The sequence below is a fragment of the Kiloniella sp. genome (assembly GCF_048270245.1).
GTDB lineage: Bacteria > Pseudomonadota > Alphaproteobacteria > Kiloniellales > Kiloniellaceae > Kiloniella.
Genome location: NZ_JBLWTH010000002.1, coordinates 118272 through 142104, shown reverse-complemented (window position 1 = coordinate 142104; position 23833 = coordinate 118272). Strand labels below are relative to the sequence as shown.

The following is a 23833-nucleotide window of genomic DNA, read 5'->3' as shown; positions in this document are numbered from 1 at the left end:
GAAAACTAATCTGTTGGTTGTGTAATGTTTTCTAAGTTAGATAAGGTTACAGAGATTTTGAATGAAGTTTCTGAACAGACAATTGTTCCAAGATTTCGAAATCTTTCTGAAAGTGACGTTTCATATAAAAAAGGCGGCGAAACGGTTACAATTGCAGATACTGAAGCCGAGGCCCTGCTTGAAAAACGTTTGATTGATTTATTTACCGGCAGCCAGGTTGTTGGTGAAGAAAAAGCCGCGAGCATCCCGAATATACTCGAAAAAATAGATGAGCGTGAGCTGACATGGGTAATTGACCCGATTGACGGCACAAATAATTTTGCGCGAGGTCGGGATATTTTTAAAACCATGTTGGCTTTGCTCTATCAGGGGGAGACAGTTGCTGGTTGGATATTAAGTCCCGTCGATAAAAGCATGTTGGAAGCCCGAAAGGGAGAAGGAGCCTTTTGGGATGGACAGCGATTAGATATTACGAGGTCTATAAAGGCTTTAGATCAGAGTGTCGGGACATTTCATGGATCAAAAGATCAGGACCCTGTTATTCGAAAATCATTGGATAAAAACAGATTTAGACTTAACACAGTTAATACCCTGCGCTGTGCAGGAGCTGACTATGAACGTCTGGCAACGTCTAAAACCCAGTTTGCTTTTTTTACCCGGTTAATGCCCTGGGATCATTTACCAGGTGAGCTTATTCATCGAGAGGCGGGAGGACACGGAGCTTGTCTCGACCGTACTGCTTATAGTTTCAGCTCTTACAATAAGCAGGGGTTGTTATTGGCGCCAAATGAAGAGCTTTGGGATGAAATACATCACAGATTGTTCAGCACTTAAGCTAAGTGATCTAAAATAATATTTTTCATACTTCGTTCTGAGACGAAACATTTTAGTATCTAATAATGGTAATACTCTTTTATCTAAATGATAAGAGGTTAAAATGATTACGTGTATTATTACCTATGAAATCGATCCCTATAAAAAAGATCTGTTTAACATCTATGCTCAAAATTGGGGACAGGCTATTCCTGAGTGTGGGGCAGATCTCGTTGGTTATTTCTCTCCGCACGAAGGGTCGACAACAACGGCCTATGGTATTTACAACATAGAGAGTATGGCTGCATATGAGGTTTACCGTCAGAGGTTAATGGCACATCCTCTTGGGAAAGCAAATTATGAATTTGCTCAAAAGGAGAGGTTTATTGTTAGAGAAGACCGTATTTTTCTGAAGAATGCTTCCTTACCTCATGCAGATTTTGTTGCATTATGATTGCTGTAATCTTTGAAGTAATCCCTGCGCAGGGACAGAAAAATCACTACTTGTCGTTAGCTGCGGATCTGAAGGATAAGCTTGTGAATGTTGATGGGTTCATTTCTATTGAGCGCTTTCAGTCACTTGTGGATGATCAGAAAATTCTTTCATTATCTTTTTGGCGTGATGAAGCTGCTGTCACGGCATGGCGTAATTCCTTTGATCATCGCCAGACACAATCAAAGGGGCGAGAAGGTGTTTTTTCTGATTACAGGTTACGCGTTGCGACTGTCGTTCGGGATTATGGTCTAAAGAAAAGAGATGAAGCACCTGTAGATTCTAAAATCCTGTTTTCATAATATGACAAATATTAATATTGAAGCCGGGCTTTATCCGGCTTTTCTTTGACATACTTGAATTTAATTGGAATTGTGTAACTCCCTTTCTAGACAAGATTCCAAAAAATGATAGCTGAAATACTAGGGATTATCTCTCCCGTTTTAATTTGTATATCAATAGGCTTTATTTGGGCCAAAGCTGGCCGTAAGTTTGATACGCCTATGGTAACCTTTTTGGTGACCTATTTTAGTACGCCAGCATTGGTGTTTTATACACTCGCAACCGTTGATTTGTCGATGGATGCTCTTGTGGCGATTGGTGGTGCTGCAACTTTGGCTAATATTATTTTTGCCGTTGCAGGAAGTGCTTTCCTCGCAATACTGGGGCTTTCTCAGCGTACTTATTTGCAATCTTTGACCTGGCCGAATGTAGGTAATATTGGGTTGCCTCTTTGTCTCCTCGCTTTTGGCGAAGAGGGGCTTGCATTAGCAATAGGGTTCTTTGCTGTTTATGTTGTTATACAGTTAACAATTGGTGTTGCCTTTGTTTCTGGCGAGTTTTCGGTGAAATCTCTTATTGGGATGCCGATTATTCCCGCAACAATCATCGCGACAATCGTATTGGTTTCTGATCTTACCGTTCCTGAGTGGATCTTGAATACGACAGAACTCATTGGTGACCTAACCATACCATTAATGCTCATTACCTTGGGGGTTTCTTTGGCCAGTTTGAAGGTGGTTAATCTTGGGAGAAGTGTTGCCTTGGCAATTTTTCGACTAGGAGGTGGCTTTCTGGTTGGTTTAGGTATCGTTTGGTTATTAGGGCTTGAAGGAGTGGCTGCCGGTGTGGTTATTTTACAATGCGCGTTGCCAGTTGCAGTTTTCTGCTATCTCTTTTCTCAGTTGTATGAAAGAGAGCCAGAGGAGGTGGCTAGTTTGGTTGTTATTTCCACAACGTTGTCAATAATTACGTTGCCAGTTTTAATGTGGTTTGTTTTGCTTGTCTGATACATTAAAAAATAACGATGCTTTTTCAAAAGCTCTCAAATGTCCAATCAGTGATGGTGTTTTGAGTTGGTGGAGTGATTATCGCTTATTGAAGGGAGTAATTCCTTCGATGGAGGATCTTGATGTGTTTAAATTTCCCCGATCACTCTCGCATTTGGCTGTATTCGCTTATGATCGCGAAAAAGATGATTATGTTTGCCGATTATCGGGGGAAATGGTTAATAACTCACATCCGACCAATTTAAAAAACTCTTTGTTATCAGAGGTATATGAACAAAATCTCGCAGATAAAATAAAATCTGAATGGGATCATGTATTTGAATCTAAAAATGCTTTATGTGTTACGGCACAATTAGATCATCCCGTTGAAAGGCTTTATTCTTGGAGGTTTATATTGCCTCTATATAACACAACAGGACGCGGCAAAGTAATCCTTAGCTTGTCCGTATATGACTATGATGCAGCTTATTATCACAACAAATATTTGAAGAAAAAATATTGTAAGCATGAATTATCGACAGATGATTTTGCTAAAAGAAGAGAGTTAAGATAAAAGATTAATGTTTCTATTGTTGTCATTTTGATTTGTTACTGGTTTTTACTGTTTTTCCATATCTTTTCCATGTATTCCAATGATGTATCATTGATATTTAAACCGTTATCTTTGATGGTTTTTTCAACATTGCGAAATCGGTTTTCAAACTTCTGGTTTGTACGTCTAAGGGCTTGTTCCGGATCTATTTTTAGATGTCGCGCCAAGTTAACGACGGAAAACAGAACATCACCAAGCTCATCTTCTGCCCTGTCGTGATCAATTTCTTTCCCAGAAAGTATGACTTCTTTTAATTCATCAATTTCTTCGTGAATTTTATCTATAACCGGGTTTATGTCTGGCCAATCAAATCCTACTTTGGCAGCTCGGTTTTGAAGTTTTATTGCACGCGTGGCTGCTGGCAGGCCGACTGTGATGCCGTCTAATACACTTTCTTCTACTTTTCCTTGCTTTGCTTCGCGCTCTTTTATCTTCAGCTCTTCCCACGCGAGTTTTTGTTCTTCAACATTATCGTGAGAGATATCGCCATAAACGTGCGGGTGTCGGCTTATCATCTTTTCTGTAATCGCTTGAGCCACATCTTCAAAATCAAATAGATTTTCATCTTTTGCTATTTGGGCATGATAAACGACCTGTAATAAAAGGTCGCCGAGTTCATCTTTGATCGAAGCGGGGTCATCTTTTTCTATTGCCTCGGCAACTTCATAGGCTTCTTCGATGGTGTAGGGCGCAATTGTACGAAAATTTTGTTCTATATCCCATGGGCAACCACCGTCCGGATCTCTTAGATCTTTCATAAGTTCTATGAGGCGAGAGATACCATTTTTTGTTTCATCAGGAATTTGTTTACTCATAAAGCACCATAAGAATTTAAGAAACCTGACAATAATTTAATGCTCAGATTTGGATAGGGCAAAAAATAAAGTAATCAAATTTCATCTACGTTGAAGTTTTTTATGTACCGATGTTCTGAGAGCGAAGACAATTAAGTTAAAAGCGGCAGAAGTGTAGGAGAATCTGCGGGTTTAATTTACCGCTTTTTAATACCCAGAAGTTATTCTTCCCTTTTAGTAATTCAGCAGTAATAAGATTTATCTTGCTGTGTCACGATAGCTTCATAGAGCGTTATCGTGTCTGGCTGTTTGGGGAATATGGAAACAACCGATATGCTAAATAAATTATCTTTGAGCGCAAAGTTAACAATAACAAGCGCACTAATTGTTTTTATATGTCTCGCGATTAGTATTTTCTTAATGTCGTGGACAATGCAGACAACTGTTCGTGATCTTACACTGGAACAAGCCCAAGAAATTGGTGAGGTTGAAGCTGAAAAAGTTAAAAATCAACTAGATCAGGCAATGACTGTCGCCCATACGATTGTGCAGTCCTTTAAGGCTATTCAGGCGACCAATCCTGATGATCGGCAAGCTTATCATAATGTATTGTGGCAGTCTTTGGAAGGTAATCCAAACTTAGCAGGTGCATGGGCGGGGTTTGAGCCTAATGCGCTTGATGGCAATGATGATAAGTATAAGGATTCTAAAGAAGGCTATAATGGTGAAGATGGCCGCTACGCAACCTATTATTACAATTTTGGAGAAGGTATAAAACAGTCATTCCTGACGAGTTTTTCAGAGTACTACACTATTCCGAGAGACACGAAAGCGCCTATTATTATGGAGCCGATTGTTTATGATATTGATGGTGTTGACGTTCTTTTGACGTCATTTGTTTATCCTATTCTAAATGACACAGGCGAATTTATCGGTGTTGTTGGTGTCGATATGAGCCTAAATGATATGTCCGCAGCTTTTAATGAGATACAGCCTTTTGGTGAGGGAAGTTCAGTTAATCTGATTTCTAATCAGGCAAAATGGGTTGCGTTTGAAAAACAGGAAGAACTTGGAAAAGATTTAAACGCAGAGAACCCTGTTTTTGGTGAGGCGTCACCTTTAATTGGAAAGGGTGATGTCTACGGTAAGGAAGATAATGATTTGTATCGTCTTTTTGTACCGGTACAGATCAGGGATTCAAAAGCGCCTTGGTCAGTTCTTGTCAATGTTCCAATTAGTCGACTGACTCAACAGGCTCAAGCCGTTCAACAATATACTGTTATCGGCGGAGTTGTTCTCCTTTTGGTTTTGATTGTTGCGCTCCTTCTTATTTCCCGCTTTATGATACGTAATCCTTTGAAAGGTAGTATGGTAGTTATTACCTCCCTCATGAAGGGGAATTATAATATAGAAGTTCAAGGACAGGATCGTGGCGATGAGATTGGTGATATTAATCGTGCGCTGGAACAGTTTAAGGCCAATGCTGAGCGTGTTAGTCAGATGGAAGCAGAAAAGCTAGAGTCTGAAAAACGTGCATCGGAAGAGCGTCAAGAGGCACGGTTGCAGATGGCTAACGACTTTGAGTCATCTGTTGGTCAGATTATTTCTTCCGTATCGGGTTCAGCCCATGAAATGCGTTCTTCGGCTGAAACAATGTCGAATGCAGCTGCACAATCATCAAGTCAGGCAGCCGTTGTCACAGACGCTGCGCAAGATGCTTCGGCAAATGTACAGTCAGTTGCTGCGGCGACGGAGGAGCTTTCTGCATCTATCAATGAAATCAGCAGTCAGGTACAACGTTCTGCTGATATCGCAAGTAATGCAGTTGAAGAAACATCCAGAACCAATCAGAAAATTGAAGGTCTTGCAAATGCGGCTGATAAGATTGGCGAAGTTGTGAAGCTGATTAATGATATTGCAGAGCAGACTAATCTCTTGGCTTTGAATGCGACTATTGAGGCCGCCAGAGCTGGTGAAGCTGGTAAAGGTTTTGCCGTTGTTGCTTCTGAGGTTAAATCTCTCGCAAATCAGACGGCAAAAGCGACAGAAGAAATTTCTGGTCAAATCAGCTCTATTCAGGGTGAGACACGTGATTCTGTTGCCGCAATACATGGTATTTCAAAAACAATTGATTCTATCCATGAAGTTGCAACCGCTATTGCATCCGCTGTTGAAGAGCAAGGGGCTGCAACAGCAGAGATCACCAAGTCTGTTCAACAGGCAGCCAATGGTACGGATCAGGTTTCCTCTAACATTAGTCAGGTCCGTGAAGCTGCAAATACAACAGGTACAGCAGCTCAAGAGGTGCAAAATTCTGCCTCCGGTCTTGCCGAAGAAGCAGAACAGTTGGAAAATAAAGTGCATGAATTCTTGGGTCGTTTAAGATCTGTTAACGAATAAAAGTATCTTTAAGTTAAGATCTTTCTCATCAAAAAGCCTGTGGTATATACTTTTAAGCCACAGGCTTTTCTTTTTGTTTTCAAAATTTACAAATAAGATTTGAAATAAGTAAAATAAATAACATAAACTTGAGATACTTTATGGTGACCTATTGTTGTTAATGCGAAACAAGAGGATGATTTTGCTCACAACGGCGAAATAAAATTAACTGGCCGATAAAAGCAACTAGTGCGATCCAGCACAAAAGAACAGCATGAGTATACTTCTTGGGAGACGAATACTGTCATGACGAATACAACAAATAAATTTAAACTATCCCGTCGTAAGTTATTAACCAGTGCAGCTGCTGCAGGTGCGGGCGCTGCGGTTTTTAGTGGTGGGGCGCCATACTCTTTCGTGAAAGGCGCTTATGCTGCTGATTTCCGAAATGATCCAAGTAGCCAATCTTTTATCAAGCTTGGTTTCAACGTACCACAAACTGGTCCATATGCGGATGAGGGCGCGGATGAGCTTCGCGCTTATCAGCTGGCTGTCAAGCACCTGAATGGTGAAGGTGACGGGGGAATGTTAACAACCATGAAACCAAGTTCCCTTAAAGGAAATGGTATTCTTGGTAAAAAAGTTGAGTACGTTACAGGTGACACCCAAACAAAATCAGACGCTGCCCGTGCTTCTGCGAAGCGTATGATCGAAAAAGAGGGCGTAACTATGTTCTCTGGTGGTTCCTCATCTGGCGTTGCTATTGCTACTCAGTCTCTTGCACAAGAGATGGGTGTTATTTTTATGTGTGGTTTAACACACTCAAATGACACTACTGGTAAAGATAAACGCCGTTATGGCTTCCGCCATTTCTTTAATGCTTATATGTCTGGTGCTGCTCTTGGCCCTGTTCTTAAGGAAGAAATGGGGACAGCGCGTCGAGCCTATCATCTGACTGCTGATTATACTTGGGGTTGGACACAGGAAGAGTCGATCAAGAACACAACTGAAGCTTTAGGCTGGGAAACTGTAAATACAGTTAAGACGCCTGTGGGCGCAGGTGATTTTTCTCAATATATCACACCGGTCCTTAATTCTGGCGCAGATGTGTTGATCCTGAACCACTATGGTAAGGATATGATCAATTCTCTGACACAGGCTGTACAGTTTGGCCTTCGTGACAAACAGGTGAATGGTAAAAACTTTGAAATCATCGTGCCTCTGTTCTCTCGTTTGATGGCGCAGGGTGCTGGTGAGAATATTAAAGGGATCTTGGGAACAACAAACTGGAACTGGGCACTTCAAGATGCTGGTTCACAGGCCTTTGTTAAATCCTTTGGTCAGGAATACGGCTTCCCGCCATCACAGGCTGCTCATACTTGTTATGTTCAGACACTGCTTTATGCGAATGCTTGTGAAATGGCTGGTACATTCTACCCACCAGAGGTTATTAAAGCTCTTGAAGGCTTTGAATTCGACGGTATGGGGAATGGCCCGACTGAATATCGTGCTGCTGATCACCAGTGCTTTAAAGATGTTCTTGTCGTGCGCGGAAATGCTAACCCGTCAACGCAGTTTGATCTTCTTGAAATTGTGAAAGAAGTTCCGCGTGCACAGGTCGAGTACGATCCAGCCATCTTTGGCGGTGATCTCGGACCATACGAGGTTTAAGAAGCCCCGCTTTAAATCTGGCCGTTCTTCGGAGCGGCCAGAACTTTAATTTATGTAGGTTCTGGCCGCGTGTCAGAATGCATAACTCTTTAAGATCTTTGTGTAATTTCTTAAGAGATAAACAGCAGCGAAAATAGAACGATGGATGCATTTGTATTGCAAGTCCTGAATGGCTTGGATAAAGGCGGATCTTACGCCCTTATTGCCTTAGGATTAACACTGATTTTCGGTACGCTCGGAGTTGTTAACTTTGCTCATGGAGCACTGTTTATGCTCGGAGCTTTTTGTGCCGTTACCCTGAAAAAAATTCTGACCATTTCCAAACAAGTTAAAGATGAAAGTATTACTTTCTTCGATGCTTTTAAGGAAGTGCCATACCTTGAATTATGGTTTGGCGAAACAGGTACCGCTATTATTGATTATGCGGTTCCGTTGTCAATTTTACTTGCTATCCCCGTCATGCTTCTTATTGGTTTGGCGATGGAACGTGGGTTGATCAGGTTTTTCTATAAACGCACCCATGCTGAACAGATCCTTGTGACTTTTGGTCTAGCGATTGTGTTGCAAGAGATTGTTAAGGCATTCTTTGGTGCTAATCCTGTTCCAATGCCACCGCCTGAACTTTTAACGGGTTCTGCAGATATCGGTGCAGCCATAGGGCTTGGGGATTCCGTGATCTACCCTTGGTGGCGTCTGACTTATCTTCTCTTTGCTGGCATTATTATCGCCGCTGTCTTCTGTTTCTTACAGTTTACGACCTTTGGTATGGTTGTGCGTGCAGGTATGCAAGATCGCGAGACGGTTGGCTTACTCGGGATCAACATTGAGCGACGGTTTACGATTGTATTTGGGATCGCGGCAGTTGTGTCTGGATTGGCTGGTGTCATGTACACACCAATTGTTCCGCCGGATTACCATTTGGGCATGGACTTCCTGGTTCTTTCCTTCGTTGTTGTTGTCGTTGGTGGGATGGGGTCTCTTGGTGGTGCGGTTACTGCTGGCTTCCTTTTGGGTATTTTACAATCGTTCGCGTCAATGAACGAAGTGAAAGAAATTCTCCCCGGTATCGATCAAATTATTATTTTCCTTGTTGCGGTTGTCATTCTTCTTGTTCGTCCAAGAGGGCTGATGGGACGCAAAGGCGTGATGGAGTCCTAATACAATGATTACTGCTACGCCTCGTAAAGATTTATTGCTTATGGGTATTTTTACCCTTGCAGTTCTCACAATGCCAATTTGGTTAGCGCCAATTGGTGCGAGTTACCCCGATTTGCTTCAACGGTTTGCAATATTTGGTATATTTGCAATTGGTTTTAATATCCTCTTTGGCTTGACTGGGTATCTATCCTTCGGTCATGCCGCGTTTTTGGGCGTCGGTTCTTACACAGCAGTTTGGTCATTCAAGTTGTTAAGTATGAGTGTTGTCCCCGCGGTTATTTTCGGCGTTATTACATCTGGTTTGTTTGCTGTTGTTATCGGGTATATCAGCCTGCGTCGGTCCGGGATTTATTTCTCGATCTTGACGCTTGCGTTTGCCCAGATGTCCTACAATCTGGCTTATTCCGTTCTAACTCCTATTACGAATGGAGAAACCGGACTACAGCTTAGCCTTAACGATCCTCGTTCTTTGGATAGCCTTGTTGGTGTTACGCCAACAAGTGGAATTCCACCGACCAACTTTTTTGGCATTGAAATGAGCGGTTATTCCGGCTTTTATTTCTGTGCCATACTCATGATTATCGGGTTCTATATCTCGATGCGGATATTCCGTTCCCCATTTGGCATGATGTTAAGGGCAGTGAAATCCAATTCAAACCGCATGAGCTATACAGGTTTGAACATGCGCCCCTATACACTGACCGCGTTTGTTATCTCTGGCATGTATGCGGGTCTTGCTGGCTCCCTTATGGCCGTCACTGACCCTCTTGCCGGTGCTGAACGTATGCAATGGACCGCTTCCGGGGAAGTTGTACTGATGACCATTCTTGGTGGTGTTGGTACCTTGATTGGCCCTGTGATCGGTGCGGGTGTTATCAAATACTTTGAGAACATCTTCTCGGCGATTAATGAAAATGTTCTACACGGTATTTTTGATTTCCTTCCAGAGATCCTTCAGGATGGTGCCGTTGCGATATTAAGTCTTTTTGTTGGTGAGGGCTGGCATCTGACACTTGGTATGTTGTTCATGCTGATTGTGGTCTTTTTACCCGGTGGGATGGTCGAAGGCTTTACTCGGATATATAACCGTATTCGGAACAAGAACAACAAAAACAATGGCGAAGCTGATTCTGTTGGCTCTGCCGAAGTTCAACCTGGTGAATAGAGAGATAATATTATGGGTATTCTTGAAGTTCGCGATGTGAACAAGAGCTTTGGCGGTCTTAAGGCCCTCAATAAAGTTGAGCTTGATGTGGAAGAGGGTTCAGTACATGCCATTATTGGCCCAAATGGAGCCGGAAAATCTACTTTCCTGAACTGTTTGGTTGGGCTGTTAATTCCTGATAGTGGCAGCGTAAATTTCAACGGAAATTCTCTTCTGGGAATTAAACCACATGAAATTAATCAAGCCGGTGTGTCACGAGTGTTTCAGACGCCAGAGATTTTTAGTGATCTGTCGCTTCTGGATAATGTGGTTATCCCGACCTTGGCTTCACGCGATGGTGCTTTCAAACTGAATGGCTGGAAACGTGCGGATCAGGACAGTGAAATCATTGGACGTGCTGAACACATGCTCGAAGATGTTGGTTTGATTGATAAGCGCAACATGCATGCGGGTAGCCTTTCACGTGGTGATAAACGTCGACTGGAACTCGCAATGTGTTTGGTACAAAACCCCAAACTACTTTTGTTGGATGAGCCAACAGCTGGAATGTCACGTGCTGATACAAACAACACGATTGATCTTCTTAAGCGTATTGGGGAGAGAGGGATTACCAAAGTGATTATTGAACACGACATGCATGTGGTGTTTTCTTTGGCTGATAAAGTAAGTGTAATGGCACAGGGAACTGTTATTGCTGAGGGTAGTCCTGAAGGTATTAAGGGTGATCCTCGTGTTCAAGAAGCTTATCTTGGGGGGGCGCATCTATGAGCCGCATGCAACCAATTAAAAGTGAAGGTACGGCCCCGGCCTATTTCTCCGCTCATGATCTTCATGCTTATTACGGCGAAAGCTATATCGTTCAGGGCGTAAGCTTTGACGTTCGTGAAGGGGAAATCCTTGCGTTACTTGGACGCAATGGCGCGGGTAAAACATCAACTCTTCGGGCAATCGCCCGGGCGGTTGATCCTGTTCTAACCCAGGGGGAAGTATGGCTGGATCATAAGCCTCTTCACCGCATGAAAGATTTTGAAGCTGCTCAAAACGGTGTTGCTTTGGTGCCTGAAGATCGTCGGATTATTCCGGGGCTTACCGTTGAAGAAAATCTTCAACTTGCACAGATTGCAGAGCCTGTTGGCTGGTCTATTGAACGCCTCTATCAGCATTTTCCTCGTTTGGCAGAACGTCGAGATCAAGAGGGAATAACAATGTCTGGTGGAGAGCAGCAAATGCTTGCTGTTGCCCGTGCATTGGCCCGGGATGTTAAGCTGTTGTTACTTGATGAGCCCTACGAAGGTTTGGCTCCTGTGATTGTTCATGAAATTGAATCAATTCTGCAGGAGATCAAGACGCACGGTATTACGACCATTATTGTGGAGCAAAATGCGATTGCTGCCCTACATCTTGCAGATAGAGCGATTATTCTGGATATGGGACAGGTCGTTTTTGACGGTACTGCACAAGAAGTACTGGATAATGAGGAACTTCGACACGAATATCTGGCAATCTAAATAAAGATTAAAAAAAGTAGAGTAACGTATTATCTAGAGGGCAGCTTTTTAGCTGCCCTTTCTTTATGTTATAAATTACAAATATTTGTTCTTTTAAAGAGAATATTTAGGATAGAAGTAGAAATAAAATTCTAGAAAAGAAACGATCTATAGGAGAGTGCTGTGGGTGAATTATTCGCTATTGCGAGTATTGTTGGTGTTGTTATCATTGGTGCGATGATGCCCGGACCCAGTTTTCTTGTTGTTGCTCGGATCTCTCTGGTAAATTCACGTGCTCATGGAATAGCCGCTTCTGTCGGCATGGGCCTTGGCGCTTTGGTCTTTGCTGGTTTGGCCTTGCTTGGATTACACCTTATCTTTACGCAGGTTGTTTGGTTGTACCTTTCGTTTAAGATTTTTGGCGGTTTTTACTTACTTTACCTAGGAATAAAAATTTGGCGGGGAGCTAGGGAAAAACTGGTCTCGGAAGAAGAGGGTGCATCACAACCTCAGGCTGGGCAAAGCCTTATGCGTTCCTTCTATACTGCTTTTATAACTCAGATTAGTAATCCCAAAGCCGCGATTATTTATAGTGGTGTTTTTGCTGTTTTTATGCCGGCAGAAACCTCTAACTGGTTTCCGGCGCTTTTATTGCCGACGTTACTTTTTGTGGAAACAGGGTGGTATGTTCTTGTGGCTTGTGCTCTTTCAGCCAAGGCATCGCGTCAAGTGTATTTAAAATCCAAGAGCTTAATTGACCGAATTGCGGGTGGTTTGATGGGGGTATTGGGAATAAAGCTTCTAACATCAAGTGCCTAAGGAGCTACTTTAAAGCGTTTAGAGAAATACCTATTTGTGAAGTACTAAGTTTCAAATATTGATTTATGCAGGGCAAAAAGAAATATGGTTGAGAGAAAACCGAACTCATTTCAGAAAAACTCAGATAATGGGGAGAGGGGCAAACCTTCGAGAGGTGGTATTTCAGCCTTTTGGCTTTTTATCATTCTCATTGTTTTGACTGGTCTGGGGGTGTTTTTTCTTGCTGATCGTTTTCCTGGCTCCCTTAGCAGAGATGATGACCAAATAGATTTGGTCCGAAGTCTTGCGATTTTACTCATGATTATGTCGTCAATTCTAGGTGTTGGTCGGCTTCAAAAGTCTGATCTTCCAAAATATTTGCGTGATATCGGATTGTGGGCAGCGATATTTATTCTTCTTTTTGTTGGCTATAGCTATCGCGATGTCTTTGGAAATGTGGATCGGGTTTCGAACAATCTTGTCCCTGCTCAAGCCTATACAAATCAGGCTGGTGATCTTGAATTTACCCGTGCCAGCGATGGGCATTTTTACATAGAAATATTTGTTGATGACGAGCGTGTAAAGTTTCTTGTTGATACGGGGGCGAGTTCAATTGTTTTAAGCCCTGTGGATGCACAACGTTTGGGATTTGACTTTGATAAACTGATTTTCAACCGCATCTTTGAAACTGCAAATGGCAAGGGAAGAGGGGCCTCAGCACAGGTTAAACGCATGACATTGGGGGAACGAAAATTTCAAGACGTTCGTGTTTCTATAAATCAGGCACCAATGTCAACATCGTTGCTTGGTATGGCATTTTTAGAGCGCTTCCCCAGTTTTGAATTCCGTGGGGATAAACTTATTCTTCGATCGCACTAAAATTGGCTCGTATTAACAACTGATCCTAAGCAAATTTGCTGTGATAGTCTTCTCGAACAGGCTTGAGGACAGTAATTGTGTCTTCTTCAAGAAAGCCTTGTTCTATTAAACCATTAATAGCTTCTTGCGGAATTATGGGGGCATTTTCATCGACTGCTTCCCATTCCCAATGGTTATGTTGAAAGACCAGACGTCCTTTGCCTGACCAATAATAGTCAAGGATAGCTTTCTCGGTTTTCTCCATCTCTTGCCAATCGAAGCCATGTATCTGATGGTGTATTCTTACTCCTGCTTTGGCTGATTCCCTTAGCATACAGCTCGCACCAGGGCTCTTCCCATCCCATAGAAGAATTAATCCGTCAGCATAATTTGCCATTTCCCGGTTTCTGAGCTCACCTGCTTCACGACCATACTTTACCCAATCAGCATGAAACACTTTTTTGGGTACATTATTACTTTCTGCCCATTGTTCGCCCAGTATGTCGACGCCTCGGCAACCACCGGATACCACTTCCTCTATTGGCCAACTTACGCTCTCGACAAAGTTTTTAAGGGCGTCGTAATCATTAATTGTACGAGAGCCAGCAATAATTACTTTCATAATAATACCTTTGTTAAAGCAGATTAGGTAATGATCATTGTATACATTAAAACTTCGGAATAAATGTGGAAATTTGACGCAGATAATAGAAGCGGACGGTTCGCGATATCTGTCTTTTCTCATACAAAGGCGTTCATCAGTTTAGTGCTTGGAATGAAGGGATTCGTGTTGATCAAAATTGGCTTTAACGACTTCCATTGGAAGCCGAAAAGTCATTGCAGCGCGGAACACCGAGCTACGATCTGTGGAGCCTGTTTTTGCTTTAGCGATTGCCAGTTTTGCGGCTCGTTTAATCCTCATTTCTTTTCGTAGACCCGCTGTTCTGTTGGCGTCAATCGTCTCTGCATGACGCCTTAAAACTCTAGCATGTGTTTCCATGTGATCGGCTAGTGAGAGACAAGATACCGGGTCTAGATTGAAAAATGTTTGGCGAAAATAGTTATCCATATTGTTGCTCTACCTGAACTTTAAGCTGCGAGAGCGAATCCTTTTGCCATGACAGGTGGAAACAATCGGTTAAAGCCATCTGAAATAATATTCCAAGTTTTCTGGAAACCTTTCTTGATAATATTTTCCATAATATACATTATGCGAATTGGAGGTTTTGATTCCAAATCCTACAAGGTACTAAGATCATCTCCAGAACGACGGCATTAGAACGACCAACACTGTAAATACCTCTAGGCGTCCAATTAGCATTACAATTGATAAAACCCATTTGGCAATGTCAGGAAGACTGGCGAAGTTTCCGTCGGGCCCGATTATTGTCCCCAACCCCGGGCCAACGTTCGTGATCGCTGTGACACTGGCTGTAAAGGATGTTAATGGATCTAATCCAACGACCCCTAAAATTACTGTTGCGATAAAGGTTGTCGTAAAAAAAACGGCTAAAAAAGCAAGAACAGATCGCTGAAGATCTTCTGTTATATTTCGCCCGTTATAAGTTTGCGATAGAACACGGTTTGGGCTCATTAAACTTAGGGTGTGGTTTTTGACAATAAGCCATAAAATTTGAAAACGATAAATTTTAATTGCGCCGCTCGTCGAGCCTGTACAGCCCCCTACTAACGTTAAGACAAGAAAAACACTACCTGCTGCTGTTCCCCACGCAAGATAGTTATCGCTGGCATAACCCGTCGTTGTGACGATTGATACGACATTAAATGTGCTTAAAGTTAAGGCATCAAAAAAATTAATATGTTGTGAAAAAGTAAGCCATAGAGCCAATATAATTGATGTTCCAGCTAGAAAGAGCAGAAATCCTTTTACTTGGGGGTCACGAAGCAGTGTTGTTTTATCTTTTTTAATTGATTGAATATAAAGTGTAAAAGGTAGCGCCCCGAAAATCATAAACAGCGTGCATATCCATTGTGTCGATGCGTTTTCAAAATAACCAAAAGATGCATCGTGAGTAGAAAATCCCCCCGTAGATATCGTTGTCATTGCATGGTTAATTGCATCAAATACTGTCATCCCGGACCAGTAGAATAAAACCATGCATATAAGGGTCAAGCTGATGTAAATGCTCAGTAACCAAACAGCAAGAAGGTATGCTCTTGGCAAAACTTTGACTGAATTGTCAGAGCTTTCCAATGCAAAAAGTTGCATACCACCGCTTCTGATAAATGGTAAAATGAAAATTGCCATCGCAATGATGCCGATACCGCCAATCCACTGTAGCAAAGACCGCCACATCAGAATACCTGGAGGTAAGTTGTCCAGGTTAGTTAAAACAGTCGATCCTGTTGTGGTCATGGCTGACATTGTCTCAAAAAAAGCATCCGTATAGCTTATATCGAGGCCAATTAATGGAATGGCAGAAAATCCGGGTACAACAATCCAGCATAAAAGAGTCAGCAAATAGGCTTGTCTTATATTAATTTCATAAATTTTATTTGTACGGTTGCTTAGGTAGAGTGTGCCGCCACAGGCCATTGTTAAACTTGCGCAAATAGAAAAAATGATCCAATCGGGGTTTTGCTTTGAAATATCTACTGCTGCCGGGAATAGCATCAGAATTGAAAGGCTGCATAATAAAATTCCCAATGTGGTCAGGATAGGTCTGAAATCAAGCATCATAATCGATCTTATTATCTTGGTAATCGGGTGACGTTGCTCTCGTTACTCTATGCTGTCAATTTATATTATCACGCGACGGTTTCTCTTTCATAAGCATGTTTTCTTAGCTGGTTTGGTTTTTCTTTTACAAACGAAATGTTCATGGTATGTTCTTTGTAGGGGTAAATTTATTAGACTCTATTGTAAGGAAGAAAGTCTGATGATTAATGGAAGTTGTCTGTGTGGTACTGTGAAATTTGAAATTTCAGGAGAACCATCTTCATTAAGTTATTGTCACTGTTCCAGGTGTCGAAAAGCGGCGGGCATTTTTTCTGCTGTGTTGATCGGTAAAGCTGGTGATCTAAGGGTTACGGCAGGTCAAGAAAGTATTGCTAAGGCCCCTACTGATCCGGAATGGAATTTAGAACGATGCTTTTGTCAGAAATGCGGTACTTCACTTGGCGATATGGCGACCGGTGACATATATGTCGTTGCTGCCTCGGCATTGGATGATGACCCCGGTATACGTCCAACAGTACATATTCATACTGGATCAAAACCTGATTGGTATCAAATTGATGATAATCTACAAAAGTTTGAAGGTGATTATGTGTCTTGAATTCTGTTAAGATCAGAGACAGATTTTTTGTAAGCGATACCTTAAAAGTAATTTATAGTGCATTGTTATTCCATAGATAAGATGAGGTGAGATTATTGGTTCTCACCTCATTTTTTTATACGGCGTTATTTAATCAAGTGGGTTTAAGCAATAAGCCAAGCCTGCGAATACCTTCGTTGATTGTATCTTCGTTTGCTTGAGAGAAACTCAGACGTATTGTATTGCGGTTTGATCCATCTGCATAGAACGCGTGTCCGGGAACAAAGGCAACACGCTGTGTTTCGATTGACTGTGCCAACAACTCAGCACCATCCAGATGTTCGGGGAGAGTTAGCCAAATAAACATCCCACCTTCGGGTTTTGTCCAGCTTACGCCCTGTGGCATGTATTTTTCCAGTGCTGCAAGCATGCAATCTCGTCTGGTCGAATAGGCTGTGAAAATCTTGGCAACCTGTTTATCAAAACCTTTGGAGGCGACTTCGTGAATGGCAATCTGGTTAATTGTAGAACTATGGAGGTCAGCGGCTTGTTTCATTAACACGAGCTTACTGATAACTGTTTGGGCGGCGCAGACCCACCCTACCCTCAAACCTGGCGCAAGTGTTTTAGAGAAGCTGCCGCAATAGAGTGTTCGTGTTTCGTCGATATGTCCCTTACGTTGAATATCAAGGGCCAGAATTGGTGGAATTGCTTCACCGTCATATCGAAGGGATTGATAAGCCGCGTCTTCGATAACAGGGATATCAAGCTCTTCTGCAAGATCCAGTAATTTTTCACGGCCGGAACGATCAAGCGTTTCCCCAGTTGGATTTGCAAAATCCACGGACATATAGGCGAATTTTACTTCGCTATTCTTTTCCGCTGCGGCTTCCTGATATTCTTTTGCAGAACGGTTACCGTTCGCAATCAGGCGGTCGTAATGGGGTTCATAAGCATTAAAGGCCCCAAGTGCGCCCATATAGGTTGGCCATGTTACGAGTGCTGTATCATTTGGCGACAGTAATAGTTTCCCTAGATAATCCAGTGCTTGTTGAGACCCCGATGTAATTAGGATATTGTCAATACTACAGGGGATACCAAGCCCTTCCATCTGCTTGGCAATCCACTGGCGTAAGGGAACGTAACCCTCACTTACTGAATACTGCAAAGCCGTGGTCTGTTTGTCGCCTGTCAATGTATTGGCAAAGGCCTGCTGGAATTCTTCCGTTGGGAAAAGCGCGGGATCAGGAATACCGCCAGCAAATGAGATGATGTCTGGTTGGTCCAGAAGCTTGAGTAACTCCCGAATTTCGGACGCCTTCATACGAGAAGACCGCGTGGCAAATACTTTTTCCCAATCCATAAACCGTAACTCCTGTAGAATAAGAAGTTACCAGTACTTCAGGAAACTTGATCCTGTCAATAATGATAAGTTACTTAAGCGACAAGATCAGCCACCATGTTGCCATTTAACATCCAAATGTATTTTTTCCTAATATGTTAACAAAAGAAAAATCTATGTGGCTAAACACCTGAATTAATCTTGATATTAACTCAAGTGTTTTGTCGTTGTTGCGTTACGTAAGAGTATTATTTTTATAAATTGTACGAACATCTTGCAGAAAAGAAATCAGTCTTTTAAAAAAAATGATAGATCTTTTATTAGACGTTGGCTCTGAGCGAACGGGATGATAATTTTATTATATAAAGGAAATAGAAAGGAGGTTAAAAATTACAGATTGGAATGAGTACCAAAAGATTATGGCTTTAGTTGCAATTCTACAACTAACTATATCTTTCATTTCTATTTACATCATTTGGTAAAATAGAAAAACCTTCCAAAGCGGCAACTAAGGAAGGTCTCTCGAAGAGGATTATGTGTTCGATTTTGGAACAATCCATCATGATAATCCTCTTCTCTTCTAACTTAGTCAATACTTTTGTAACCAAATTGGTTACTATAGTGTCTTTGTTAATGAACCTTTATTTTCCCATATTCAAAGAATATATGACCGTATCCGGTAGCTCTTTGACCACCCTTTCAGCATCCGACTTGATAGTTTTCTACGAGACGATTTGAAAGTCATTCGGCTCTGATAGAGAGGAATATGCCAAGAGATTCCTGTGAGTGTTTAGACAAAGCTAGGAACAAAGATAATTATTATGCCTGACAAGATAAGGCTTAACCTGCCGATAGCAGATTTTACTGCAATTAGGCCATAAGAAATGCAGGTTAACCCAAGGCCAATTTGTAGGAATGCGAGTAAGGCCTTAAACGGTGTGTCAGAAAGACTTAGTATATCCGGGTTTGCGATCATACCCAAAGGGATTATATAAAGACCGACGCCCAAAGCCATCGCCGTTAGAGCAACTTTAAGCCAGTTTTCCCCGATCATGCCTGCAGCAATAAAAACTGCACCGCATACGGGCGGTGTAATTGTGGAGAGCAAGGCAAACCAGAAAACAAACAGATGTGCCTGAAGTGGCGCTAGTCCTAGTTGGGTTAGTGCTGGGCCTGCTACTGATATACATATCACATAGGCTGCCGTGGTTGGAACTTCCATACCCAGAATAAGACAGGCTAAAGCAGTGAGAAAGAGCGAGGGCCACAGCAACCCACCAGACCCGGATAGGATCAATGACGTAATTTTAACGCCCAAACCAGTAATTGAAAGTACGCCAATTATGATAGAGGCACAGAGTATGATCGCCGCGATCATGGATACTTGTTTGGCGGCATTAATGGTAGCATTTTCAAATCGATAAAGAGTTTCTTTTAGGTCGAATATAAGTTTTTTTGTGATGAAGAGCAGCAAAAATCCTGCAATAATAGCCATACATGCTGCGTATTGAGGCGTGTAGCCAAAATAAAACATACCCAAAAGCAGGACACTAAAGGGAACAAGAAAGAATGCAGATGTAATAAAGACGTCTTTTGTATTTGGTCTGTCCTTGTCCTCTATTCCCTTGAGATTCTGATTACGTGCATAGGCGTTAATCCCAACCCAGACGGCCAAAAAAAACAGAATGGCGGGTAAAATAGCTGCACTCATAATACTGGTATAGGGAATACCGGTAAGCTCGACCATAACAAAGGCCCCTGCTCCCATTAATGGCGGCATAATCTGGCCACCAGAAGACGCAACGGCCTCGACGGCAGCGGCAAGTCGTTTGGGGTAGCCGAGGCGCGTCATGGCTGGCAAGGTAATCGCACCTGTTGAAGCAACGTTTGCAGAAGCTGAACCGGAAATAGAGCCAAATAAAGCAGAGGAGATCACAGATACCTTTGCCGCACCGCCTTTTAAACGACCTGCTGCGGCGGCAGCGACATTCATAAATCCTTGTCCGGCTTCACCTGCGTTTAAGACCGCACCGAATATGACAAAAATAGAAACAACGCTGACGGAAACCCCTGTCAAACTTCCCCAAATACCGCCTTCGGCAATGGTTAGGGTGCCAAGAAAGCTTTTGAGAGGAGTGCCAGCATGGCCAAATTCGCCGGGAATGTATTGGCCCAGCAGTCCGTAAAAAAGCGCAAGCGCTGCGACAATTGGTAAGGGCCAGCCAATGGCCCGTCTTGCAGCTTCGAGCACGACGAGAAGAAGGGTAATCGCAATGGCAATCTGAAGGTCATTTTCCAGAAATCCGTATTGATCCCCAAGCATGCTTTGGTTCATCGAGATCCAAAGAGCAGCACCAACACCAAGCACAGCAAAAAGAATTCCAAAGACCCGTGATAACGAACTCCCTTGATTACCAAATATAAGAACCCACGGGAGAATAAATGCCAAATGTAGAGGGCGGCTAACGAGATTGGGTACCAAGCCTGAAAAAATCAAACCAATATGAAAGATAACGAGCGAGGCTGCGAAGCCAAAGCAGACTAGGCGAGCGAACTTGGAGGAAAGATCAGGCATGAGATTACACTGTTAGAGGAATTTGTGCGTATAAATAACAAAAATCCCGACTGGTCAATACAATCGGGATTTTTGAAAATCTATAATGTGATTTGGTTATTGTTGTTCTGCGCTTAGCGTTATACCTTTTTCTGTGTAATAACGAACTGCGCCGGGATGGATTTTGCCCTCAATATTCGACAGTAAGTCATTACTAACGCCATTCCACCATGCCGCTGACTGACCCATAGTTTCTTTTTGGTCCCAATAGGTTTTGGTAAGTTGATAGGCTGTTTCGTCATCCATGGCAGTAGTTGTATAAGCTACGACAGGGAGTGAGGTTGTCGTTATATCACTATCTTGCCCGCTATAGGTTCCGGCAGGAATAGTCAGTTCTTTACGCTTTGAAGCTTTTATTTGTTCTGGTGTTAAGGACAGTACGCTAACGCCGGTAGATGCTGCGGCCTCAATGACGTTTGGCGCAGGATAAGAGCCTGCGGTTACAAATCCATCAATTTGACCATTTTTTAGGGCTGGAACAGCATTGGAAAGTTCGACATTTGCGAGTTCTACTTTACCTTCCAGACCAAAAAGCTTGAGGTATTTAGCGCCTTCTTTTGCCCCAAATGATCCTTTGCCTAAGAGGATTTTCTTCCCTTCCAAGCCTGCAAAATCTTTGATGCCACTGTTTTCGGAGACGACGAAGTGCATTGTGAGTGAAGGAATAGGGAATAAAGCTCTGATCTCTCCAAATTTTGGGTCGCCTTTGCCTTCGAACATTGCTTTTCCGGCCTTGGCCAGTCGTACGAGAGCGGGTGGCGTGGTGAAAACATAATCCTCACCTCTGGCGCGTACTTCCATCACATTTTGGACGGACCCCTGACTTTCTTCAACTGTAACCACAATATTGCCAGATGAGCCGGATTTCATGGCCTCGGCAATTTGAACAGCCATCTGATAGTAGGAAGACGTTGTTTTCGCTGATTTATAGGTAATGCGTGTTTCTGCCATCGTCGGCATGGCTAAGACCATGGAGGTTATGGCAGCAAGACTGATTTTCTTTAGGTGTTTCATCAGAACTTCCTATCAGATGTATATTTTTGAAGGTGCGTAGATAAAAGGCTTACTCGTTCTTTTATTAGGTGGCGATGGTAGGTTGCCTGTCTGCGCATTGTCAACACTGGTAACTATTATCTTAGGTTATTGTTTAGTGGGGAATAATGCAGAAGGTAATGAAAGGACATAAATCTGTGCCTAGGTTTGAAATTCAATTTAATAGATATGATTTTTTATGAAAAAAACAGGAAATAACAATAGGTTATTTCCTGTTTCCAAAGTGAAATATTATTTGCGGAAAACACTTATTCTACAGTGTTGCTGGAAAATCCTTGAGGGGATCGCCAAACTTGTGTTCAGTCCACTTGACGATTAGAAAGCCGCTTATTGCTATTGTTGCAGCAACTAGGGCTGACATCATTAGTGGTTCCAGTAATAACTGACTATTTCTTCCAAGAATAGGAAGAAGTGTTGCAAATGCACTAGCAGCAAAAATCGTAGCCAGCAGTGTTCCAATTCGGCTTAACACCCAACCAGAAGACTTAAGTATCACTGGTAAATAGGTGGGCTTTTTACGCATGATACAACTACCTTTCTCTGTAGTTAAGAACGATACACTACCTGTTGTTGAAACAAATTTCAATCGGGTGCGCAATTTTGCCACAGATAAATCGGATTGTAGGTAATGTTTTTCAAGGGGGGAAATATATTAAAATAGGCTAAAACATTTTAAATTTTGTTTCGATATCAAAGATATAATGAATTGTTTTTTGTTGTGTTTAAACTGGCGAAGTATTTTAAAAAAAATATTATGATTTTTTTATTACGTCGAAGTTTGATTCAAATTTCATTTAGGGAAAGATTTTATGAACTGGGGTACACAAAGCTTGCTGCTTGCTACTTATCAGGTATTCTGAAGCACAAATAGAAAAGCGTATAATTAAGCGAGAAATATCATAATGATCCGTGTTTCAAGTAATTTCGACGCAGGCAATATTCGTTGCCTGTCTTGTGATAATCCTTCTGATATTCAGTTAGAGATCGAATCAGATACGAATTCTCATTTTTATCAGTGGTTTTACTTTCGCCTGAGTGGTGGGTTGGATCAAAATTGTACGTTGAAAATTCTCAATGCAGGTGGAGCGGCTTATCCCGGCGGATGGGAAAACTATCAAGCTGTTGCTTCATATGACCGAGAGACATGGTTCCGTGTACCCACAACGTCGTATGATGGGCAGACTTTAACGATTGAATTTACACCAGGGTATAATTCAGTCTATTTCGCTTATTTCGCCCCCTACTCTATGGAACGCCATGCCGATCTCATAGCTGAAGCTCAGCATGGTCAAGGTGTTAACCTCGATGTTTTAGGGCAAACTATTGATGGTCAGGATATTGACCTTTTAACGATTGGTGAAGCGGACAAAAATAAAAAATCCTGCTGGGTAATTGGAAGGCAACACCCTGGGGAAAGTATGACAGAGTTCTGGATGGAAGGGTTTCTGGGACGGCTGTTGGATGAAAATGATGCCATTGCTCGAGAGTTGTTAAAAAAGGCTGTCTTTTATGTCGTCCCGAATATGAACCCGGATGGAAGTCGGCGGGGTAACCTTCGTGTTAACGCAGTTGGATCAAATCTGAACCGTGAATGGCAAGCACCTTCGTTAGAAAAAAGCCCCGAAGTTTATTATGTACGTGAAAAAATGATGGAAACCGGTGTCGATCTTATGTTCGATATTCATGGTGACGAAGCTATCCCTCATAACTTCATTGCAGGAACCCACGGTATTCCCTCTTTTGATGATCGTCTGTTAAATCTGTTAAACCGTTTCCAAACTTATTATATGGAAGCAAACCCTGACTTTCAGACCACTCATGGTTATCCACAGAATGAACCTGGGAATGCTAACCTAACTATCTGTAGTAATAACACGGCAGAAACGCACGATTGTTTGTCTATGACACTAGAGATGCCCTTTAAGGATACGGCTGATGCCCCAAATGAATTTGAAGGATGGTCGCCGGATCGATCTGAGAAGCTTGGCGCAAGTAGCTTGGACCCTATCTATCGGATAATTGATGACCTAAGATAACATGTGGAAATCA

At 42.3% G+C, this 23833-nt stretch carries 23 protein-coding genes; 15 read left to right on the top strand and 8 right to left on the bottom strand.

Translation table 11 applies throughout. The features are described 5' to 3' along the window. Positions 1–24: 24 nt before the first annotated feature. From ACN0W5_RS05820 to ACN0W5_RS05800, 5 genes are all read left to right on the top strand, one after another. Positions 25–834 (top strand): inositol monophosphatase family protein, encoded by an 810-nt coding sequence (locus tag ACN0W5_RS05820; protein ID WP_417453251.1) that lies wholly within the window; start codon positions 25–27, stop codon positions 832–834. Between the two features lie 103 nt (positions 835–937). Beyond that, positions 938–1267 (top strand): NIPSNAP family protein, encoded by a 330-nt coding sequence (locus tag ACN0W5_RS05815; protein WP_417453250.1) that lies wholly within the window; start codon positions 938–940, stop codon positions 1265–1267. Further along, entirely contained in the window at positions 1264–1608 is a 345-nt protein-coding gene (locus ACN0W5_RS05810; RefSeq protein WP_417453249.1) for an antibiotic biosynthesis monooxygenase family protein, read from the top strand. Before ACN0W5_RS05815 ends, ACN0W5_RS05810 begins: the two co-directional genes overlap by 4 nt. Positions 1609–1713: 105 nt before the next feature. After that, positions 1714–2595, top strand: coding sequence for an AEC family transporter (locus ACN0W5_RS05805; RefSeq protein ID WP_417453248.1), 882 nt, complete (start codon positions 1714–1716; stop codon positions 2593–2595). Then, positions 2588–3148 carry a PAS domain-containing protein gene (locus ACN0W5_RS05800; protein WP_417453247.1) on the top strand — a complete coding sequence of 187 codons (561 nt, stop codon included), beginning with the start codon at positions 2588–2590 and terminating at the stop codon, positions 3146–3148. The genes ACN0W5_RS05805 and ACN0W5_RS05800 overlap by 8 nt, the downstream gene beginning before the upstream one ends. A gap of 35 nt (positions 3149–3183) precedes the next feature. Here ACN0W5_RS05800 and mazG read toward each other — a convergent pair whose 3' ends face one another. Next, complete coding sequence (mazG, locus tag ACN0W5_RS05795) at positions 3184–4002, bottom strand: nucleoside triphosphate pyrophosphohydrolase (RefSeq protein WP_417453246.1); 819 nt, start codon at positions 4000–4002, stop codon at positions 3184–3186. A gap of 399 nt (positions 4003–4401) precedes the next feature. On the opposite strand from mazG, the gene ACN0W5_RS05790 reads away from it, so the two are divergent. From ACN0W5_RS05790 to ACN0W5_RS05755, 8 genes are all read left to right on the top strand, one after another. Then, positions 4402–6381, top strand: a complete 1980-nt coding sequence (locus ACN0W5_RS05790) for a methyl-accepting chemotaxis protein (RefSeq protein ID WP_417453245.1) — start codon at positions 4402–4404, stop codon at positions 6379–6381. 285 nt (positions 6382–6666) lie between these two features. Then, positions 6667–8031: a substrate-binding protein gene (locus tag ACN0W5_RS05785; protein WP_417453244.1), complete on the top strand. Its 1365-nt coding sequence runs from the start codon at positions 6667–6669 to the stop codon at positions 8029–8031. 141 nt (positions 8032–8172) lie between these two features. Continuing rightward, a complete protein-coding gene (locus tag ACN0W5_RS05780; protein ID WP_417453243.1) occupies positions 8173–9189 on the top strand; it encodes a branched-chain amino acid ABC transporter permease in 1017 nt (338 codons plus the stop codon). A gap of 4 nt (positions 9190–9193) precedes the next feature. Beyond that, positions 9194–10354 (top strand): branched-chain amino acid ABC transporter permease, encoded by a 1161-nt coding sequence (locus ACN0W5_RS05775; protein ID WP_417453242.1) that lies wholly within the window; start codon positions 9194–9196, stop codon positions 10352–10354. 12 nt (positions 10355–10366) lie between these two features. Then, positions 10367–11122 (top strand): ABC transporter ATP-binding protein, encoded by a 756-nt coding sequence (locus ACN0W5_RS05770; RefSeq protein WP_417429443.1) that lies wholly within the window; start codon positions 10367–10369, stop codon positions 11120–11122. Further along, positions 11119–11862 (top strand): ABC transporter ATP-binding protein, encoded by a 744-nt coding sequence (locus tag ACN0W5_RS05765; protein ID WP_299372738.1) that lies wholly within the window; start codon positions 11119–11121, stop codon positions 11860–11862. Before ACN0W5_RS05770 ends, ACN0W5_RS05765 begins: the two co-directional genes overlap by 4 nt. A gap of 162 nt (positions 11863–12024) precedes the next feature. Further along, positions 12025–12660 (top strand): LysE family translocator, encoded by a 636-nt coding sequence (locus tag ACN0W5_RS05760; RefSeq protein ID WP_417453241.1) that lies wholly within the window; start codon positions 12025–12027, stop codon positions 12658–12660. Positions 12661–12744: 84 nt separating this feature from the next. Continuing rightward, entirely contained in the window at positions 12745–13518 is a 774-nt protein-coding gene (locus ACN0W5_RS05755; RefSeq protein WP_417453240.1) for a retropepsin-like aspartic protease family protein, read from the top strand. 25 nt (positions 13519–13543) lie between these two features. Here the strand turns inward: ACN0W5_RS05755 and ACN0W5_RS05750 are convergent, their stop codons facing one another. From ACN0W5_RS05750 to ACN0W5_RS05740, 3 genes are all read right to left on the bottom strand, one after another. After that, positions 13544–14119, bottom strand: a complete 576-nt coding sequence (locus ACN0W5_RS05750; RefSeq protein ID WP_417453239.1) for a DUF2493 domain-containing protein — start codon at positions 14117–14119, stop codon at positions 13544–13546. A gap of 141 nt (positions 14120–14260) precedes the next feature. Then, the gene (locus ACN0W5_RS05745) at positions 14261–14566 is read right to left on the bottom strand and encodes a hypothetical protein (protein ID WP_417453238.1); all 306 of its coding nucleotides are present in this window, start codon (positions 14564–14566) and stop codon (positions 14261–14263) included. A 186-nt stretch (positions 14567–14752) separates the two neighbouring features. Beyond that, complete coding sequence (locus ACN0W5_RS05740) at positions 14753–16198, bottom strand: TrkH family potassium uptake protein (RefSeq protein ID WP_417453237.1); 1446 nt, start codon at positions 16196–16198, stop codon at positions 14753–14755. Positions 16199–16397: 199 nt separating this feature from the next. Between ACN0W5_RS05740 and ACN0W5_RS05735 the strand changes: the two genes are divergently transcribed. Next, a complete protein-coding gene (locus ACN0W5_RS05735) occupies positions 16398–16796 on the top strand; it encodes a GFA family protein (protein WP_299372756.1) in 399 nt (132 codons plus the stop codon). 133 nt (positions 16797–16929) lie between these two features. On the opposite strand, the gene ACN0W5_RS05730 is transcribed toward ACN0W5_RS05735, so the two are convergent. The 4 genes from ACN0W5_RS05730 to ACN0W5_RS05715 all read right to left on the bottom strand — a co-directional run bounded on the left by ACN0W5_RS05730 (position 16930) and on the right by ACN0W5_RS05715 (position 22307). Next, entirely contained in the window at positions 16930–18138 is a 1209-nt protein-coding gene (locus ACN0W5_RS05730; RefSeq protein ID WP_417453236.1) for a PLP-dependent aminotransferase family protein, read from the bottom strand. A 769-nt stretch (positions 18139–18907) separates the two neighbouring features. Further along, on the bottom strand, positions 18908–20692 hold the full coding sequence (locus ACN0W5_RS05725) for a TRAP transporter permease (protein WP_417453235.1): 1785 nt from the start codon (positions 20690–20692) through the stop codon (positions 18908–18910). Between the two features lie 96 nt (positions 20693–20788). Continuing rightward, the gene (locus tag ACN0W5_RS05720) at positions 20789–21745 is read right to left on the bottom strand and encodes a TAXI family TRAP transporter solute-binding subunit (RefSeq protein ID WP_417453234.1); all 957 of its coding nucleotides are present in this window, start codon (positions 21743–21745) and stop codon (positions 20789–20791) included. A gap of 292 nt (positions 21746–22037) precedes the next feature. Continuing rightward, entirely contained in the window at positions 22038–22307 is a 270-nt protein-coding gene (locus ACN0W5_RS05715; protein ID WP_299372771.1) for a hypothetical protein, read from the bottom strand. A 379-nt stretch (positions 22308–22686) separates the two neighbouring features. On the opposite strand from ACN0W5_RS05715, the gene ACN0W5_RS05710 reads away from it, so the two are divergent. Next, positions 22687–23820, top strand: a complete 1134-nt coding sequence (locus tag ACN0W5_RS05710; RefSeq protein WP_417453233.1) for a M14-type cytosolic carboxypeptidase — start codon at positions 22687–22689, stop codon at positions 23818–23820. The last annotated feature ends 13 nt before the right edge of the window (positions 23821–23833 follow it).